Source organism: Aquabacterium sp. UBA2148, assembly GCF_002328915.1.
GTDB classification, from domain to species: Bacteria; Pseudomonadota; Gammaproteobacteria; order Burkholderiales; family Burkholderiaceae_C; genus Aquabacterium; species Aquabacterium parvum.
Genome location: NZ_DCXA01000250.1, coordinates 1 through 12,943 on the forward strand (window position 1 = coordinate 1; position 12,943 = coordinate 12,943).

Annotated in this window: 12 protein-coding genes; 3 read left to right on the top strand and 9 right to left on the bottom strand. The window is 67.6% G+C overall.

What is annotated here, in order from left to right:
- Window positions 1–15 precede the first annotated feature (15 nt).
- Complete coding sequence (locus tag B2W70_RS13830) at window positions 16–237, bottom strand: hypothetical protein (RefSeq protein WP_286746537.1); 222 nt, start codon at window positions 235–237, stop codon at window positions 16–18.
- Between the two features lie 40 nt (window positions 238–277).
- Between B2W70_RS13830 and B2W70_RS13835 the strand changes: the two genes are divergently transcribed.
- The 3 genes from B2W70_RS13835 to B2W70_RS13845 all read left to right on the top strand — a co-directional run bounded on the left by B2W70_RS13835 (window position 278) and on the right by B2W70_RS13845 (window position 6,037).
- Window positions 278–1,465: a murein transglycosylase A gene (locus B2W70_RS13835; protein ID WP_286746539.1), complete on the top strand. Its 1,188-nt coding sequence runs from the start codon at window positions 278–280 to the stop codon at window positions 1,463–1,465.
- A 128-nt stretch (window positions 1,466–1,593) separates the two neighbouring features.
- Complete coding sequence (locus B2W70_RS13840; protein WP_286746541.1) at window positions 1,594–5,010, top strand: MHYT domain-containing protein; 3,417 nt, start codon at window positions 1,594–1,596, stop codon at window positions 5,008–5,010.
- A 4-nt stretch (window positions 5,011–5,014) separates the two neighbouring features.
- Window positions 5,015–6,037 (top strand): response regulator, encoded by a 1,023-nt coding sequence (locus B2W70_RS13845; protein ID WP_286746543.1) that lies wholly within the window; start codon window positions 5,015–5,017, stop codon window positions 6,035–6,037.
- Here the strand turns inward: B2W70_RS13845 and B2W70_RS13850 are convergent, their stop codons facing one another.
- The 8 genes from B2W70_RS13850 to B2W70_RS13885 all read right to left on the bottom strand — a co-directional run bounded on the left by B2W70_RS13850 (window position 6,038) and on the right by B2W70_RS13885 (window position 12,904).
- Window positions 6,038–6,871 (bottom strand): DUF481 domain-containing protein, encoded by an 834-nt coding sequence (locus B2W70_RS13850; protein WP_286746545.1) that lies wholly within the window; start codon window positions 6,869–6,871, stop codon window positions 6,038–6,040. It abuts the gene before it with no gap.
- Between the two features lie 88 nt (window positions 6,872–6,959).
- Window positions 6,960–7,403, bottom strand: a complete 444-nt coding sequence (cynS, locus tag B2W70_RS13855) for a cyanase (protein ID WP_286746547.1) — start codon at window positions 7,401–7,403, stop codon at window positions 6,960–6,962.
- Window positions 7,404–7,456: 53 nt separating this feature from the next.
- Window positions 7,457–7,915 carry a nuclear transport factor 2 family protein gene (locus tag B2W70_RS13860; protein ID WP_286746548.1) on the bottom strand — a complete coding sequence of 153 codons (459 nt, stop codon included), beginning with the start codon at window positions 7,913–7,915 and terminating at the stop codon, window positions 7,457–7,459.
- A gap of 121 nt (window positions 7,916–8,036) precedes the next feature.
- Window positions 8,037–8,873, bottom strand: a complete 837-nt coding sequence (locus B2W70_RS13865) for an ABC transporter ATP-binding protein (RefSeq protein WP_286746550.1) — start codon at window positions 8,871–8,873, stop codon at window positions 8,037–8,039.
- Complete coding sequence (gene ntrB / locus B2W70_RS13870) at window positions 8,863–9,744, bottom strand: nitrate ABC transporter permease (protein ID WP_286746552.1); 882 nt, start codon at window positions 9,742–9,744, stop codon at window positions 8,863–8,865. Before ntrB ends, B2W70_RS13865 begins: the two co-directional genes overlap by 11 nt.
- Before the next feature lie 12 nt (window positions 9,745–9,756).
- Window positions 9,757–11,154 carry a CmpA/NrtA family ABC transporter substrate-binding protein gene (locus B2W70_RS13875; RefSeq protein WP_286746554.1) on the bottom strand — a complete coding sequence of 466 codons (1,398 nt, stop codon included), beginning with the start codon at window positions 11,152–11,154 and terminating at the stop codon, window positions 9,757–9,759.
- Between the two features lie 475 nt (window positions 11,155–11,629).
- Window positions 11,630–12,238 carry a PEP-CTERM sorting domain-containing protein gene (locus B2W70_RS13880; RefSeq protein WP_286746556.1) on the bottom strand — a complete coding sequence of 203 codons (609 nt, stop codon included), beginning with the start codon at window positions 12,236–12,238 and terminating at the stop codon, window positions 11,630–11,632.
- A gap of 69 nt (window positions 12,239–12,307) precedes the next feature.
- Complete coding sequence (locus B2W70_RS13885) at window positions 12,308–12,904, bottom strand: PEP-CTERM sorting domain-containing protein (protein WP_286746558.1); 597 nt, start codon at window positions 12,902–12,904, stop codon at window positions 12,308–12,310.
- Between the last annotated feature and the right edge of the window lie 39 nt (window positions 12,905–12,943).

The window sequence follows — 12,943 nt, forward strand, 5'->3', positions numbered from 1 at the left end:
CCGGCGCGTGTTGCGTCAGCCGATGTCCTTCCTGGTGCCACCGCGCTCGGGGGGCTGAAGCGACTCGCCCTGCTTCGCCTGCGCGTCGGGTGCCGCCTGGGGCGGGGTTTCGCCCAGCGTCGAGTCCAGCCCGCCGTCGTGCCACTCGCCACCACGGCGCCCGGAAAACATCGTCCACCAGATCAGGAAGACCAGCACCGCCAGCGCGAGCGCGGCTTCCAGCACAATCAGTCCCATGCCTTGCGTGTTCCCGTCGAGAAGAAAGTTGTGGGTCCGGTTGACCCTGTCCCTGGCCATTGTAGGAAGCCTCAGCGCCTGCGGCAGCCTCGTGCCTACCCGCAGCGGTGGCGCGGCACCCATCACGCAGGTGCCTGGCTACTCGCAGGGGGCACCCGTGCCCGAAGGCCCCAGCCTGCTGCGCGCCAAGGCCCGCTGGGTGCAGGCCGCCTGGAGCGACATGCCCGGCTGGCAGGCCGACCGACTGGGTGAGTGGTGGCCTGCCCTGGTCAAGGGCTGCGTCAAACCCGCTGCGGGCTGGCAGGCACTGTGTGACGAGGCCCGCCGCCTGGGCCCGGACTGGGGCCAGCGCGTGGGCGACGACTTCGTGCGTCAGTGGGTCGAGACCCAGCTGCAGCCCTGGCGCGTGACCTCGCTGGAGGGCCAGGCCAGCGGGCTGCTGACCGGCTACTTCGAGCCCCTGCTGGAAGGCCGCCGCACACCCGACGCGCGCTTTGCCTGGCCGCTGCACCGCCCGCCAGCTGGCCTGGGCCAGCGCAAGCCCTTTTTCAGCCGCGCCGAGCTCGAATCGACCCCGGAAGGGCGCGCCGCCATCGCCGGGCGCGAGGTGGTCTGGCTGGCCGACCCGCTGGACGTGCTGCTCATCCAGGTGCAGGGCTCGGGCCGCGTGCGCCTGCTCGACGAGCTCAGCCCGCAGGGCAACCCCAAGGTCGTGCGCCTGGCCTTTGCCGGCCACAACGACCAACCCTACCAGTCGGTGGCGCGCTGGCTGGTGGACCAGGGCGCCTTCACGCTGGAGCAGGCCTCCTGGCCGGCCATCCGCAACTGGGCCCAGGCCAACCCCGCGCGGGTGGGCGAGATGATGGCGGCCAACCCGCGCGTCGTCTTCTTCCGCGAAGAACCCTTGACCGCCCCCTCATCCGGGCCCAACGGAGCCCAAGGTGTGCCCCTGACACCCGGCCGCTCCATCGCCGTCGACCGCGACAGCGTGCCCCTGGGCACCCCGGTCTGGCTCGACAGCACGATGCCGCAGACCTGGGTGGCCGGCGGCATGCCGCCCGCCTCGCCGCTGCGCCGCCTGGCCATGGCCCAGGACACGGGCGGCGCCATCCTGGGCGCGGTGCGGGCCGACTTCTTCTGGGGCTGGGGCGACGAGGCGCTGGCCCAGGCCGGGCGCACCAAACAGCCGCTGGCCATGTGGGTGCTGTGGCCGCGAAGCGCGCCTTGAGCCACCCTCCGCGCTGAAGGCGCGGCTTGCACAACAAAGCGTGAAATGCCACACGGTGGGCGCTTTGTTCGGCCAAACGGGCGAGGGCGTCGCGCGGCACAGTGGGCCACCCAACCCATGGTGGCCTCATGGACCGATTTTTCCTGCTCCCGGGCGTCGATGCGCCCAGCCTGCTGCCGTATGGCACCTACGACCCGATGCTGGTCGTGCTGTCGGTGTGCCTGGCCATCTTCGCCTCGACCATGGCCTTGCACGCCACCGAGCAGGCGCGCGTGCTCACACAGTCGCGACTGCGCTCGGTGACCCTGCTGGCGGGCAGCCTGGCGCTGGGCTGCGGGGTCTGGGGCATGCACTTCATCGGCATGCTGGCCTACCAGTTGTGCACCACCGTCACCTACGACTCCGACCTGACCACCGCCTCGGTGCTGCCCAGCGTGGCCGCTTCGTGGGTGGCGCTCAAGCTGCTGTCGAACGAGCACGTGAGCACCCGCGAACGCGTCATCGCCGGGGTGCTGGTCGGCGCGGGCATCGGGGCCATGCACTACACAGGCATGGCCGCCATGCAGATGTCGGCCGCCTTGCGCTACGACCCCTGGGGGTTCGCGCTGTCGATCGTGGTGGCCGTGGCACTGGCGGTGCTGGCGCTGTGGGTGCGCCACGGCCTGGCCGTTCGCCTGCCCCGGTACGACGGCTGGCGCCTGACCTGGGCTGCGGGGGGTGTCATGGGCATGGCCATTTCTGGCATGCACTACACGGGCATGGCCGCCGCGCGTTTTGTGGGCACGGCCACGCTGAGCGTCAACACCAGCACGCCCAACAGCATCCCGCTGTCGCTGGGCATCACCCTGGTCACCGTGGTGGCCAGCGTGCTGGTGGGCGCCGCCGTGGGCCTGGCTCGCTACCGACAGCTGCTCGCGCGCATGGAGTCCAAGGAAGAGCGCCTGCGCGCCATCACCGACACCAGCATGGACGCCATCATCGTCTTCGATGAGCAGGGCACGGTGCACAAGTTCAACCCAGCGGCCGAGCGCATCTTCGGTGTGCCGGTGGGCGAGATCATGGGCCACAGCGTGACGCGCATCATGGTCGAGCCCTACAAGTCGATGGCCATCGACTCCTTCGACCGCTTCCTGGACGAGGTCTCGCGGGCCATGGGCATCGAGCTGGAGAGCCACTGCTACCGCGCCGATGGCCGACGCGTGCCGATCCGACTGATGATGGGGCGCATGGCCTCGCTGCAAGAGCGCCTGTACGTGGCCTTCGTCAGCGACATCAGCGAGCGCAAGCACATGGAGATGGAGCTGCGCGACCGCGAGGCCCAGTTCCGCTCGCTGATCTCCAACATCCCCGGCATCTCGTACCGCTGCCGCATGGAGCCAGGCTGGCCCATGGTCTACATCAGCGATGCGGCCGAGCGCATCACGGGCTGGCCCACGGCGGCCTTCATGGGCTCGCCCCCTGAGGTGAGCTTTGCCAGCCTGGTTTCGCCCGAGGACGTCAAGCGCATCGGCATCATCGTCAAGCAGGCGGCCGACGCAGAAACCCCGTTCGTGCTGGAGTTCCAGCTGCGCACCAAGCGCGGTGAGCTGCGCTGGATCTGGGGCAACGGCAGCATCGCGCGCGCGGCCGACAACAGCGTGAAGTGGATCGATGGCGTGCTGCTGGACATCACCGAGCGGCGCATGATGGAAGAAGAGCTGGTGCGCGCCAAGGAAAAGGCCGAAGCAGCCGCGCAAGCCCGCACCAACTTCCTGGCCAACATGAGCCACGAGATCCGCACACCGATGAACGCCATCCTGGGCTTCACCGACTTCGTGCTCGATGGCGAGCTGCAAGCCACCCAACGCAAGCACCTGGAGACGGTGCGCAAATCGGCGCGCAGCCTGCTGCACCTGCTCAACGACATCCTGGACAGCTCCAAGCTCGATCGGGGCGCGCTGGAGCTGGAATCCTTGCCCTTCTCGCTGCCCGAGCTGGTGGGCCAGCTCTGTGCGGAGCAGTCCATCCAGGCCTCGCGCAAATCGCTGCGCCTGCATGGCCAGGTGCCACCCGAGGTGGGCGACACGGTGGTGGGCGACCCGCACCGTTTGCGCCAGATCCTGCTCAACCTGCTGGGCAACGCCATCAAGTTCACCGAAGCCGGTGAGGTGGCGCTGAGCTGCGCCCGCGACGGCGATCGCGTGCACTTCCAGGTGCGCGACACCGGCATCGGCATCGCCCCCGACAGGCTGGCCTCGATCTTCGAAGCCTTCACCCAGGCAGATGCCTCGATGAGCCGGCGCTTTGGCGGCACCGGCCTGGGCACCACCATCGCCAAGCAGCTCACCGAGCTGATGGGCGGGCGCATCTGGGTGGAGAGCACACCCGGCGTGGGCAGCACCTTCCATGTCGAGCTGCCGCTGCCGATGGGCCAGGCGCCAGACCACGCGGGCGCATCGGCCCCATCGGGCTCACGCGGCGCCGTGCGGCTGCCCCCCCTGCGCATGCTCGTGGTCGATGACGTGCCTCAGAACACCGAACTGCTGTGCCTGGTGATGGGCCGCGACGGCCACCAGGTCACGACCGCGCACGATGGCCAGCAGGCGCTGGCGCTGTTCACCGAGCAGGCGTTCGACATCGTGCTCATGGACGTTCAGATGCCCGTGATGGATGGCCTGAGCGCCAGCCGCGCCATCCGCGAGCTGGAAGCGCGTCTTGGTGGGCGGCGCACCCCCATCATCGCCCTGTCCGCCAGCGTGCTGGACGAGGACCGCCATGCCGCGCAGGCCTCGGGCATGGACGGCTTCGCCACCAAGCCGCTTGAAATCGACGCGCTGTGCCACGAGATCGCCCGGGTCACCGGCTGCGGCTCGACCAGCCAGGCCACCACTTCGATGGACACTGCGCCGGGTGCTACGCCGGGTGCCGCTCAAGCAGGCCTGGCCATCGACACCGCCGGTGACCTGCTCGACCCCGATGCAGGCGTGCGCCGCTGGGGCGACATCGAGAGCTGGCAGACCGCGCTGTTCCGCTTTGCGCAGCAAGCCGGCACCTTGTCAGGTGGTGACGACCCCGCCCTGCAACGGGCCGAAGCCCACCGCATCAAGGGCGTGGCCGGCAACCTGGGCCTGCCGCACCTGAGCGCGGCCGCAGCCAGGCTCGAGGCCCTGCCAGCCAACGCGCCCACCGACGAGCTGGCCGATGCGTGGAGCGCGCTGAGCCAGGCGCTGCTGTCCACGGTGAACCACGTGGCCGCCTTGAGGGCACAGGCCAGCTCCGAGCCCGCCGCACCCGACGACAGCACGTCCGCCCCTGAGACGCTGGACAAAGCGCTGGACGAAGTCAGCCTGCAGGCCTTGCAGGCCGACGCCCGCACCCTGCAACAGGCCTTCTCTCGTGGCGAATGCCTCGACGAGCTGCTCGAGACGCTGTGCGAGCGCGCCCGCGCCGCTCCGAACCCCACGCTGCTGCAAGCGGCCCGCCAGGCCGCCGACGACTTCGATTTCGAGGCCGCCGCCCGCGAGCTGGGCGCCTGGCTCGACGCCCTGACCCCACAGGAGGCCTGACACCATGGCTGAACCCACCCCAGGCCGCCGCCCCACCGTGTTGATCGCCGACGACGAGGCCACCAACCTCCAGGTGCTGCGCCAGATCCTGCAGAACGACTACCGCCTGCTGTTCGCCAAAGACGGCGCCAAAGCCGTCGAGCTGGCCCAGACCGAGCAGCCCGACCTGATCTTGCTGGACGTGATGATGCCGGTCATGACGGGCCACGACGCCTGCCGCGCGCTCAAAGCCGACCCAGCCACGCGAGACACCCCGGTCATCTTCGTGACCGCCATGGCCGACACCGACGACGAAGCCGCTGGCTTCGAGCTGGGCGCCGTGGACTACATCACCAAACCCGTGAGTCCGCCCATCGTGCGGGCCCGCGTGCGCACGCACCTGTCGCTGGTGCGCATGGACGAGCTGCGTGAAAGCCGCATGCAGATCATCGAGCGCCTGGGTCGCGCGGCCGAGTACAAGGACAACGAAACCGGCCTGCACGTCATCCGCATGAGCCACTACGCTCAGCTGCTGGCCTTGAGCGCGGGCTGGTCGGAGGTCGACGCCGAAGAGCTGCTGACCGCCGCGCCCATGCACGACATCGGCAAGATCGGCATCCCCGACGCCATCTTGCTCAAACCCGGGCCCCTGAGCCCCGAAGAATGGGCGGTCATGCGCACCCACCCTCAGATCGGCGCCGACATCATCGGTGAGCACCGCTCCAAGGTGCTGGCGCTGGCGCGCGAGATCGCCTGGTGTCACCACGAGAAGTGGGACGGCAGCGGCTACCCGCGTGGCCTGGCAGGTGACGCGATCCCGATGAGCGCGCGCATCGTGGCGGTGGCCGACGTGTTCGACGCCTTGACCACCGCGCGCCCTTACAAGCGCGCCTGGACGGTGGAAGCCGCGGCCGAGCAGCTGCGCCAGGATGCGGGCCGCCACTTCGACCCGCGACTCGTCGAGCTGTTCATGGGCATCCTGCCCCAAGTGCTCGAGATCCGCGAGCGCTGGAAGGAGCGCGACGAAGAGCTCGTCAGCGCGCCCTGATCAAGGGCCGATCTTGACCGACAGGCCGGTGGTCAGGGCCATGTCGTTGCGCCGCTGGTCGGCGGCCACGCGGCTGCTGTAGGTGTCGGTCAAGGCGATGGTCAGGGCCAGTGTGCGCGTCATGTCCACGTTGAGCGCGGCGCTGAGCTTGAAGAGGTGGTTGCGGTCGCCGTCGACCGACAGGTAGCCCTCCAGCCTTTGCTTGAACGAGACCGTGGGCGTGAACTGCGCGGTGTACTCGTTGCCGATGAGCAGGCTGTTGCTGGCAAAGCGCGAGTCTGTCTCGCCGCCGATGGTTTTTTCTTCGCGGTAGCGGCTGACGGTGCGCCCCAGACCGGCGAACACGTCGAGCGTGCGATCGGGCTCGTTGATCAGGTGGCGCCCCAGACCAAGGGCGGCCTGGGTGCGCAACTTCAGCTCGATGACGCGGTCGTGCTCGACGCCCATGCGCGCGAAGGCAAAGTGCTCGGGGTCGATGTCTCGGTCGTGCTGGGCGGTGCCCGCCCATTTGCCAGCGGTGGTCTCGCGGTCTTGCTTCTTGCCGCTCTGGCTTTCGCTGACCAGGGCGGTCAGGGTGGTTTTGCCGCCGTCCTTCTTGCGCGAGACGTCGACGTCCGCCTGGGCGGCGCGCGAGCGGCTGTTGCCCGAGGTGGCAGACAGCGAGGCGGTCATGCGGCCGACCCAGGCCAGGGGATCGGGCTGTGGCGCGGCCGCGGGCTGGGTGGCCTCGGTGGCCGCGGGGGCGGCTGGCATCTCTGCTGGCACCTGCTGCGCATGCAGGGCCGCGCTCAAGCTCAAGAGGCCAGGCAGGAGGGCAAAGGACCGGCGGGACATGCAAGGGGCTCCGAACGAACAGGGGACGCGCATTGTCGCTCAGCCCACCTGCCGCATGCCGCTGCAGCACCGGCCCTGCAATGGGCCATCAATAGGTCTTGTACGGCAGGAATTTGCCCGACATGACGATGTTGACGCGGTCACCCATGGGGTTGGCCTCGCGCTGCAGGTCCATCTTGAAGTCGATGGCGCTCATGATGCCGTCGCCGAACTCTTCGTGGATCAGGGCCTTGAAGGTGGTGCCGTAGACGCTGATGAGTTCGTAGAAGCGGTAGATCAGCGGGTCGGTGGGCACGCTGGTGGGCAGCGAGCCCTTGTAAGGCACCTCTTGCAGCCACAGGCGGGCCTCTTCGGGCAGGTCGAAGATGTCGCCGATGGCGGCGGCCTGCTCGGCGGTCAGCGTCATCTGGCCCAGGCAGGCGGCGGTGACCCACTCCTTGCTCAGGCCCACTTTGGGGGCCACGTCGGCCCACTTGATGCCCTTGCTGACCTTGGCTTGGATGATGAGGTCGGTCACGTCTTCGCGGTTCATGGTGTGGTCCTTTCTGTGAGATGTCGATGTGAGGTCGGTAAGGGTTCAGCGGGTCACTTGAATTGGCGATCGGCTTCGTTGATCGCCACGTCGTTGATCGAGGCCTCGCGGCGGGCCATCAGGCCGCGCTCGTCGAAGGTCCAGTTTTCGTTGCCGTAGGCGCGCCACCATTGGCCGGCGTCGTCGTGGTACTCGTACTCGAAGCACACCGAGATGCGGTTGCCTTCGAAGGCGAAGAGGCGCTTTTTCAAGTGGTATTGGTGCTCCTTGGCCCACTTGCGCGTCAGGAAGGCCTTGATGGCTTCGCGGCCGGTGAAGAACTCGCTGCGGTTGCGCCACCACGAGTCCTCGGTGTAGGCGGCTGCGCAGCGCGCCGGGTCCTTCGAGTTCCAGGCGTCTTCGGCCATCTGCACCTTCAGGCGCGCGGTCTCTTCGGTGAAGGGCGGCAAGGGCGGGCGCAGCACGGGGGCGTCCGGCTGGGCATCGGCGGTGGGGGTGAGTTGGGCGCTCATTTCGGGGTCCTCAGGTTCTTTTGATTCGTCTGATCCAGGGGTTCATGGGGTTCGGCGGGTGCGCATGTCGACCAAGTCGGCGCATCAATCAGCTCGGCAATCAGCACCTCAAGCAAGCGGCTCAAGCGGTCACCAGGCCGGGCCGCACCTCGGGCGGATGCTCGGGCGCGCGGCCATGGCTCAGGTCTTTGGAGCGCGCCACCAGGAAGTCGACCAGGTGGTTGCGCAGCGGGTAGAACTGCGGGTCGTGGTGCAGGCCGGCGCGGGTGCGGTCGCGCGGCAGGGTGTTGCCCACGATCTCGGCGACGCGGGCGCGCGGCCCGTTGCTCATGAGCAGGATGCGGTCGGCCAGCAAGATGGCCTCGTCCACATCGTGCGTGATCATGAACACCGTTTGCTGCGTCTCAGAGCAGATGCGCAGCAGCTCGTCCTGGATGGTGCCGCGCGTGAGCGCGTCGAGTGCGCCAAAGGGCTCGTCGAGCAGCAGCATCTTGGGCTCGATGGCAAAGGCCCGCGCGATGCCCACGCGCTGCTTCATGCCGCCTGACAACTGCGATGGCAGCTTGTCGATGGCGTGGCCCAGGCCCACCAGCTGCACGTACTTCTCGACGTGCGCATTGATCTCAGCCTTGCGTTGGTCCGGCCACTTCGAGCGCACCGCGAAGGCGATGTTCTGGCGCACCGTCAGCCAGGGCATCAGCGCGTGGCCCTGGAACACCACACCGCGCTCCAGGCCCGGGGCCGTCACCTCGCGGCCGTCCATGAAGACGTGGCCCGTGCTGCTGTGCTCCAGCCCCGCCAGGGTGTTGAGGATGGTGGTCTTGCCGCAGCCCGAGTGGCCGATGATGCAGACGAACTCGCCACGGCGCATGGTGAAGTTCACGCCGTCGAACACCGGCTCGCTGGCACCCGGGTAGGCCTTGCCCAGGCCTTCGATTTTCAGGAAGTCAGTCGACATAGGTCACCGCCTTTTGCAGACGGGCAAAAGCCGCGTCCAGCACCATGCCCACCAGGCCGATGACCAGGATGGCGAAGATCACGTTGGGCAGCGAGAGGTTGTTCCACTCGTTCCACACGAAGTAGCCCACGCCCGTGCCACCCACCAGCATCTCGGCGGCCACGATGACCAGCCACGCGATGCCCATGCTGATGCGCATGCCGGTGAGGATGGTGGGCGCCGCTGCGGGCAAAATCACTTCCACCGCCGTGCGCCACTTGGACACCTCGAGCGTGCGCGCCACGTTGAGCCAGTCACGCCGCACGCTGGCCACGCCGAAGGCCGTGTTGATCAGCATCGGCCAGATCGAGCAGATGAAGATCACGAAGATGCCCGAAGCCGCCGAGTCCTTGATGGTGTAGAGCGCCAGCGGCATCCAGGCCAGCGGCGAGATGGGCTTGAGCACCTGGATGAACGGGTCGAGCGCGCGGTGCACCAGGGGCGACATGCCGATGGCAAAGCCCAGCGGGATGGCGATCAGCATGGCGATCAGGTAGCCCAAGCCAACGCGGCCCAGCGAGTAAGCCAGCTGGATGCCGATGCCCTTGTCATTCGGGCCGTTGTCGTAGAAGGGATCGGTGACGTGCTCCCACATCACTCGGCCCATCTGCGCCAGGGTAGGGAAGTTGCTGCCCGCCGAGTCGCCTTGCGCAGCCGGGTCCTTGCCCATGAGCTTCAGGTACTCGATCTGCTCGGGGCTCAGCGCTGGGCCGGTGGCAGCCTTGGGCAGCGTGGCCAGGTGCCACACGCCCAGGATCACGCCCAGCAGGATCAGCGACAGCAGCGCGGCCCGAAAGCCCTCGCCCCGCCACCAGGGAAGTTGAACAGCCATGGTGCGTGGGCCTCAGGTGCGCTTGATGGCAAAGCTGTTGATGTAGGCCTCGGGCTTGGCCGGGTCGAACGCCTTGCCCATGACCTTGAAGCCGGGGTAGGCGCCTTCGGGCGGCGTTTCACCCAGGGCCTTCATCTGCTTCTTGGCGTCGGTCAGCAAGAACACCTGCTCGGCCAGCTGCTTGTAGTTGACCTCGCCCTTGACGTAGCCCCAGCGCTTCATCTGCGTGAGCATCCACACCGCCATCGACTGCCAGGGGATGGGGTTGAAGTCGGCGCGGTCGGGCACGTTCTTGACGTTGCCCAGGCCGTCGGCGTACTTGCCGGTGAGCACCTGCATCAGCACGGCCTCGGGCTGGTTGAGGTACTCGCGCGGCGAGATGACCTTGGCGATCAGCTCGCGGTTCGTGGGCTGGCGGGCCATGGCGGCCGACGTCAGCACCGCGCGGTACAGCGCCGCGAAGGTGTTGGGGTTCTGCTGGATGAACTCCGCGCTGGTGCCAAAGGCGCAGCAGGGGTGGCCGTCCCACAGCTCCTTGGTGAGCAGGTGGATGAAGCCGATTTCTTCGAACACGGCGCGCTGGTTGAAGGGGTCGGGGCCCAGGTAGCCGTCGATGTTGCCGGCGCGCAGGTTGGCCACCATCTCGGGCGGCGGCACCACGCGGATCTGGATGTCGCGGTCCGGGTCCAGGCCCGCTTCGGCCACGTAGTAGCGCAGCAGGAAGTTGTGCATCGAGTACTCGAAGGGCACGGCGAACTTGAAGCCCTTCCACATCTTCGGGTCGCGCTTGTCCTTGTGCTTGTTGGCCAGTGTGATGGCCTGCCCGTTGGTGTTCTGGATGGTGGCCACGTGCATGGGCTTCGCATTCGAGCCCAGGCCCATGCTCATCGACAGCGGCATGGGCGACAGGAAGTGCGTGGCGTCGTACTCCTTGTTGAGCATCTTGTCGCGGATGAGCGCCCAGCCGGCGGTCTTGACCACGCTGACGTCCAGGCCCTGCTTTTTATAAAAGCCCAGGGGGTGGGCCATGATCAGCGGGGTGGCGCAGGTGATGGGGATGAAGCCGATCTTGAGTTCTTTCTTCTCAAGCGGGGCGGCCTCTTGGGCCATGGCTTGCAGGCTGGCCACGGGCAGCACGCTGGCGATCGCCGACATGGCGGTGCCCTTGCCGACGGCGCGCAGGAAGCGGCGGCGGGTGGCTTCTTGGGGGAAGAGGGCCTTGACCAGGCTGGCTTCGATGAAGTCGCGCGAGTAGGACTCGAAGGCTTCGGTTTCGCTGCGGGCCTTGAGGGTGTCGATGGCGTCCTGGCGGGAGGCGCTGTCGTGATCCTGCGGGGCGTGGTCACCGCCGCAGGCGCAGCTCAGGCGAAGGGGGCGATCGGCGTCGTAGGGGTCGAAGTGACGGGTCATCGTGGGCTCCTGGGCGGGCGGCTGGCTGGTTGGCCGGCTTGTGGCGGGTGGAGCTCACTTTAGGAATTGGGCTGGGTTTTGGGGATCGGGGTGGGTGTGATTTGCTTGTAGGGCTGGCACTACAAGGGTTGGCTTCTTTTGTCGTGCGCTGGGGTTGGCGCTTTGTCGTGAGAACGCGAGGCGGGGGCTGCGGCGCTGTGCGGTCGGGCTTCAAGGGTGGCGGTCCTGCCTGCGGCAGGACTCCCATGCGGTGCTCACGGCAAGGTGGGGCCCTCGAACTCACTTCGCGCCCTGCGGGCGCTGCGTTCAAACAACTCGGGCCAGTCAGATCACGAAGCGCGCTGGCGCGCGCCCACCTTGCCGCTGCGCCCCTCTGCGCCACCCAGGCGCCCGCCCGCTCAGCGCCTCCGCCCTTTTTCCGCCTCGCTGGTGGCGTGCGATGTGTGAGTTCGTGCGTGGGTGGGCGCGCTTTGGGTCAGGCGGTGGCGTTGCTGCGGTTGCGCTTGAGGGCGAGCAGGGGCAGGCCCATCAGCAGCAGCCAGGGGGCCGAGGGCTCGGGCACGGACGACGTCATGACGAACGAGGTCGGCTGGGCCCAAACGGTCAGATCCACGAAGTTCAATTGCAAGCCGGTCGAGCTGGTGGGGGCGAAGGTCGCAAACTCCTTCAGGGCCGAGGCAACGTCGGGGTGGAAAGCCGCGTCGAAGTTGTGGAAGGAGACGTCGGTGAGTCCATCGCTGCGGGGGGCGCTGGGCCAGGTGCCAAAGGCGTTGATGCCTTCACCAGTGGCCAGGATGTCGCCCACGGCTTGAGACGTGATGCCGTTGGTGGTGAACGATTTGATCGCCCCCACAAACGTGCCAGGCCAGCCTTCCAAAGCCGGCACCTGGGTGTCGAACACGAAATCGACGGTGAAGCTCTTGCCAAGTTCAAAAACCGACGGGACGATCGATTGATCGCTCACCCCTGTGGACGTGGCCGTCATTCGCCAGGTCTGGAGCTCGGCTTGAGCGGGTGCGGCGAAGGCGAGCAGTGCGAATGTGGCGGCTGCCGCAGCAACGGCGAATGCAGGCTTGATGGCCATGGTGGGTGCCCTGAATGGTTTGGTGTGTTGGAGAGCCCGGACTGGCCGGCTCTCGATTCGCGGTCTGATTCAGCTTGCGCTGAGGCGCTTGCGGTTCATGGCGAGCCAAGGCAGGCCCGCCAGCAGCAGCCATGCAGCCGAGGGCTCGGGCACGGACGTCATGACGAACGAGATCGGCTGGGCCGAAACCGCCGAATCAACGAAGTTCAATCGCAGGCTGGCCGAGCCGGTGGGCACAGAGGTCGCGAACCCCTTCAGGGCCGAGGCGACGTCTGGGTAGAAAACGTCGCTGAGGTCGGAGAGGCCGATGCCGGTGAGCCCATCGCTGCGGGGGGCGCTGGGCCAGCTGCCGAAAACGTTCAAGCCAGCACCGTCCGCCAGGATGTCACCCACGGCTTCAGACGTGATGCCGTTGACGGTGAACGATTTGACCACCCCTTCAAACACGCCTCCCCAGCCCTCCCGAGACTGCACCTCGGTGTCGAACACGAAATCGATGGCGAAGCTCTTGCCGACTTCGGCGAAGGCCGGCGCGGTGGAGCCGGCCTGAACGTCGTAGGACTGAGCGGTGAGGCGCCAGGTCTGGAGCTCGGCTTGGGCGGGTGCGGCGAATGCGAGCGAAGCAAGGGCGGCGGCGGCAAAGGCGGTTGCGGGCTTGATGGCCATGGTGGGTTCCCTGAGTGGTTTGGTGTGTTGGAGAGCCCG